The 4,749-nt window shown below is 57.3% G+C and carries 6 protein-coding genes; all 6 read left to right on the top strand.

Annotation, left to right across the window (positions count from 1 at the left end):
• Nucleotides 1-83 precede the first annotated feature (83 nt).
• Nucleotides 84-1,016: a hypothetical protein gene (locus GO013_RS17320; RefSeq protein WP_239057930.1), complete on the top strand. Its 933-nt coding sequence runs from the start codon at nt 84-86 to the stop codon at nt 1,014-1,016.
• Nucleotides 940-2,094: a DNA circularization N-terminal domain-containing protein gene (locus GO013_RS16545; RefSeq protein WP_239057931.1), complete on the top strand. Its 1,155-nt coding sequence runs from the start codon at nt 940-942 to the stop codon at nt 2,092-2,094. The genes GO013_RS17320 and GO013_RS16545 overlap by 77 nt, the downstream gene beginning before the upstream one ends.
• The gene (locus tag GO013_RS16540; RefSeq protein WP_163813110.1) at nt 2,087-3,124 is read left to right on the top strand and encodes a phage baseplate assembly protein; all 1,038 of its coding nucleotides are present in this window, start codon (nt 2,087-2,089) and stop codon (nt 3,122-3,124) included. Before GO013_RS16545 ends, GO013_RS16540 begins: the two co-directional genes overlap by 8 nt.
• Nucleotides 3,118-3,675 carry a phage baseplate assembly protein V gene (locus GO013_RS16535; protein WP_203529696.1) on the top strand — a complete coding sequence of 186 codons (558 nt, stop codon included), beginning with the start codon at nt 3,118-3,120 and terminating at the stop codon, nt 3,673-3,675. The genes GO013_RS16540 and GO013_RS16535 overlap by 7 nt, the downstream gene beginning before the upstream one ends.
• Nucleotides 3,675-4,118: a phage GP46 family protein gene (locus GO013_RS16530; protein WP_163813108.1), complete on the top strand. Its 444-nt coding sequence runs from the start codon at nt 3,675-3,677 to the stop codon at nt 4,116-4,118. Before GO013_RS16535 ends, GO013_RS16530 begins: the two co-directional genes overlap by 1 nt.
• Nucleotides 4,118-4,749 (top strand): baseplate J/gp47 family protein (locus GO013_RS16525; protein WP_203529694.1); only part of this gene is annotated, 632 nt, incomplete at its 3' end. The genes GO013_RS16530 and GO013_RS16525, both read left to right, overlap by 1 nt.

The following is a 4,749-nucleotide window of genomic DNA, read 5'->3' as shown; positions in this document are numbered from 1 at the left end:
CTCCGTTGTGGAGTTTTAGTGTTAGGACAACATTTTCATGGGACATTCATTTTGGGAACTCCCCCCCCCCGAAAGTGTTAAGTTTGAGATTACAATCTGCGGTCGTCAAAAACGCCATCAAGTATGTTCTGGACGACAAGAAAATATCAGGCACGGAAATGCTGGTCGGAGGAGCTGCTGCCGGTGCCGTTGGCATTGGTGCCGCCAAACTGGCTGGTTCCCTGATCCTTGGCCGTCTCGGCGGCAAGCTGAAACAAGGGCTTGGGGGCTTGGCCGGTGGCCGTGGCTCCGGTCCGATTCCGGTTTATGTTGTCAATCGCCAAATGAGCATGATGCCGGAAGAATACGGCGGCGGCTGGCAAGGCGATTCGGGAAAGTCCGGCAAGAAAGGCGGACGGACCAAGAGGCGCAGCGGCTGGCTTCGTCGTGGCTCCAAATTTCTTGGGAGACATCGAGGCCTCTCCCGAGGCCTGGGTGGAGTAGGTGCGGCCATTACCACCGTTGGTTCCATCATTGATGTGGCAGACATCATGACCGACGAATCACTCACAAGTTCCCAAAAATGGGGCCGCACGGCCCAAGCCGGTATATCCACCGCTGGCAGTGTCGGCGGCGGTGTGCTTGGCGCAACCATAGGGTCAATCATTTTGCCCGGGGTCGGCACGGCAGTCGGTGGAATGCTTGGTTCCATGGCTGGTGGTTGGCTCGGTGACGTTGTGGGTGATTGGTTGACCGAACCGGATACACCGAAACAACCCGAAGCAAAAATGCGCATTGAAATCAGTGAAGACCGTACAAGGGTGACTGAAATGGACGCCCAGGGCATGGAACTGGACGTTGATTCGGGCCTGTATATGGGGGAGTTGGACGATGAGCTGGAAAGAGCAACTGAGCGACGCGAGCTTCCGAGGCAAGCCCTTTTTCGTCAAGGATCATACCCTGACCGGCGGCCGCCGGATCGTGTTGGACGAATTCCCGTTGCGCGACGATCCCAACGCCGAAGACCTGGGGCGTAAAGCAAAATTGTTCAGCATTGAAGCGTATGTTCTGGGGCCGGATTATATGAAGGCTCGGGACGTGCTTATCGAGGCCCTTGATGCCTATGGCCCCGGCGGACTTGTTCACCCGTATTTCGGTTCCCGCACGGTTGCTGTGCAAGAGTGGCGTGTCCGGGAAACCACGGACAAGGGCGGCATGGCCACGTTCTCTATTTCCTTTTGTGAAGCGGGTAAAAACCCTCAACCCGACGAAACCGTTGATACGTCCTGGGCGGTGAAGGATTCAGCGGCCACCGTACAGGAAACATCAAAAAAGGACTTCGCCGCCTCCTTCGACGTCAAGGGGTCTGAATGGGTACGAACCGAAGCCATTGACCTCGTCAACACGGCCCTGGACGAAGTCTGGTCCGTTTTCGATCAGGCGGCGGTCCCCGTCAATTTTGCCGGGATGGTGGCCTCCGACATGACGTCCTTGCGGTCTGACGTCTCGACTCTCATAGCCACGCCCGATGTTTTGGCGAATCGTATCACCGGCATTGTTTCCGGCCTTTTTCCGCAAAACTGGATTGGCTCGTCTTCCTCAGACGGTTTATCCGTTCAACGAGTGAAGACTCCGGTTTCAGCGACCAGCGATCTTTTTATCTATTCCGGCTCCGTCCCGGCGGCGTCGCCCTTGTCCACAATGGGAGCCAAAGCATCCCAAAATGCCGAGGCCGTGTCCGGTCTGATTCGGCGTACGTCCATGACCGAAGCGGCAGTTGCTGCTTCGACCATGACCTTTGACACTTTCGATGATGCCCAAACTGTCCGCGACGTCCTGGTCAACAGCTTGGAAGATGAAGCCGCCAGCGCGACCGACCCCGTGTATTTGGCCTTAACCGAATTGCGAGTCGCCGTGGTCAAGGATTTCGCAGACCGCGCGGGCCTGCCCCGGCTCACATCATACACCCCGTCAGCAACTTTGCCGGGGTTGGCATTGGCACACGCTATTTACGGTGATGCATCCCGCGCTGACGAAATATGTCGCCGCAACTGGGTGCGCCATCCCGGAGCAATACCCGGCGGCGTCAAGCTGGAGGTCCTGACCAATGACTAACCCGGACGTGCGCCTCAAGATCGACGGCCGCGAATTCGGCGGCTGGAAACGGATCACCATTCGACGTGGCTTGGAGCAACTGACCGCAACATTTGAATTAGGCCTCAAGGACCGCTGGGCCGGACAGGCAAAGGTCCGCCCCATCAATCCGGGGGCAGCCTGCACCGTGAGCATTGACGGGACACCGATTATCGCTGGTCATGTGGATGACGTTGCCATCGAATATGATGCCAAAAGCCACGGAATCACGGTCTCGGGCCGTGATAAAACCGGAGACCTGGTCGACAGCTCGGCACCCTCGACACAATTCTCCGGCAGGACTCTTGCCGAAGTGGCCAAGGAGTTGTGCAAACCCTTTGGAGTAGGCGTCAAGGTCTCCACAGACGTGGGCGGCTCGTTTTCGCGGCTGAAGAACAATGAAGGCGATTCCGTTTTTGAGACCCTGGAATCGGCTGCCCGGATTCGCGCGGTGCTGTTGCTGTCCGATGGGCTTGGCAATCTCGTCATTGACCGTGCCGGGACGCGGCGAATTAAAACGCCCCTTGAGCTCGGCGAAAACATCCTGAAAGCCAATGGCAAAATCTCCCACCGGGATCGATTCAGCCGCTATCAGGTCAAAGGGCAGATGTCCGGTACCGACGAATGGAACACCGAAGCCGCCGCCCACCCCATGGGCATGGCCAAGGACGCCGCCGTCAATCGTCATCGTCCCCTGACTATCCTGGCCGAAGAACAAATCGACGAAGCGGCGGCCAATGATCGCGCCGAATGGGAAAGAAACGTCCGTTTTGGCCGAAGCAAACGAATTAACTACACCGTGCGTGGCTGGTTCCACTCCGGTGGCCTTTGGCGACCCGGTTTCATGGTGCCAGTTCGCGATTCTTTCCTCGGCATCAATGAGGACCGCCTGATCGTGGAAGTTGACCTGACATTGAATGAACGTGGTTTTACTACCGGGCTTTCCCTTTTGCCACGTCAGGCCTTTGACCGCATTGAATTGCCTGAACCGGGAAAGGAGGAAGCATGGTGATCCGCGCCGTTGAAAAGATGCTCAGGCCTATCCGTCGCAGGCTGGCGCTCATGGTCTCCAGGGCCGTGTTGGTCATGATTGATGACGACACCACGCTCCAGGAACTCCAGACCCGGATTCTCGGCGAGGAACTCCTTGATAGTCTTGAACGCTTCCAGCAGTACGGCTTTACCTCCGTTCCGCATCCCGGAGCCGAAGCCATAACCCTGTCCGTCGGTGGACACCGATCGCATACCGTTGTCATCAACGTTGACGATCGCCGGTATCGGCTCAAAGGAATGAAGGGCGGCGAAGTAGCTCTCTATACGGACGAGGGCGATTATATTCATTTCCAACGTGGCCGGATTGTCAAAATGAAGGCCGGAACCGAAGCCCTGTTCGACACCCCGCTCGCACGGTTTACAGGCCGCGTCGAGGCTGAAAAGGACATTCTGGACCAAACCGGTAGCGGCAACTCCAGAACCATAAACGGAATGCGGCAGGTCTTTAATGGACACAATCATCCGGGTGACAGCGGCGGCACCACGGAATCGCCGAATCAGGAGCAGTAATGGACGCAGGATTGATCTGGAAAGAAATGGGCGCGGACCTGACCCTGGAAGATTTGCAGCTCGTCCGCGACGACGGCTTGAAAACCGCCGTTATCCTGTCTTTGTTTGTGGATCGCAGGGCCAAGGCCGACGATGTTCTGCCGGACAACTCCGGTGACCGGCGCGGTTGGTGGGCGGACGCCTACCCCGAAGTCGCAGGGGATGAAATCGGTTCCCGTTTGTGGCTGCTCAGCCGCGAGAAGCAACTCCCGTCCGTCCGGATGAGAGCCAGGGAATACGCTCAGGAAGCCCTGGACTGGATGGTGGGAGACGGCGTTGCCGAGTCCGTATCCGTCGATACATGGTGGGTTCGCACCGGCGTTCTTGGCCTGTTAGTCAGGATCTTCCGTCCAGATGCCCCCGCCCTTGATTATAAATTCGAGTATCTTTGGGAGAAAATGTAATGCCTTTTGACCGTCCGAGCCTCAAGGAACTGATCGATAGGAGCGTGGCCGACATCGAAAGCCGTCTTGACGGGGCCGATGCCAGCCTGCGCCGAATGCTGTTGAACATTTTGGCCAAGATGCAAGCGGGGGCCGTGCATGGCCTTTATGGCTATCTGGACTGGATTGCCTTGCAGGGGATGCCGGACACAGCCGAAGTCGAGCAACTTGAACGCTGGGCTTCCATTTGGGGAAAACGGCGCAAGGCGGCGTCAAAGTCTTCTGGACCGATCACGCTTAACGGATCAGATGGAAGTGTGCTCCCGATTGGAACGATATGGAAACGGGGCGATGGTTTTGAATATGAAACCACTACCGAGGGCGTTATTGCTGATGGTTCTGCCGAAGTATCCATCATGGCGATCAAAGCCGGAGCTGAATCGAACGCTTCCGCAGGCACTCAACTCAAGTTATTGTCTCCCGTTGCCGGAGTGCAAAGCACAGCGATTGCCAGCGAGTTGGCCGGAGGCACTGACGTTGAAAGCGACGAGGACTTGCGCGGCAGGTTGTTGGCGAGAATTCGTCAGGCCCCACATGGCGGAGCTACCTTCGACTATGTGCAATGGGCGTTGGATGTCCCCGGCGTAACCCG

This window comes from Pseudodesulfovibrio sp. JC047, from assembly GCF_010468615.1.
Taxonomy (GTDB): domain Bacteria; phylum Desulfobacterota; class Desulfovibrionia; order Desulfovibrionales; family Desulfovibrionaceae; genus Pseudodesulfovibrio.
The sequence above is the reverse complement of the archived record's forward strand: the minus strand, read 5'-3'. Positions and strand labels throughout refer to the sequence as shown.

What these genes read in the sequence shown, in the direction of transcription:
- GO013_RS16535 (WP_203529696.1), top strand. Translation starts at nt 3,118, where the DNA reads ATGGTGATCCGCGCCGTTGAAAAGATGCTCAGGCCTATCCGTCGCAGG.
- GO013_RS16540 (WP_163813110.1), top strand. Translation starts at nt 2,087, where the DNA reads ATGACTAACCCGGACGTGCGCCTCAAGATCGACGGCCGCGAATTCGGC.
- GO013_RS16530 (WP_163813108.1), top strand. Translation starts at nt 3,675, where the DNA reads ATGGACGCAGGATTGATCTGGAAAGAAATGGGCGCGGACCTGACCCTG.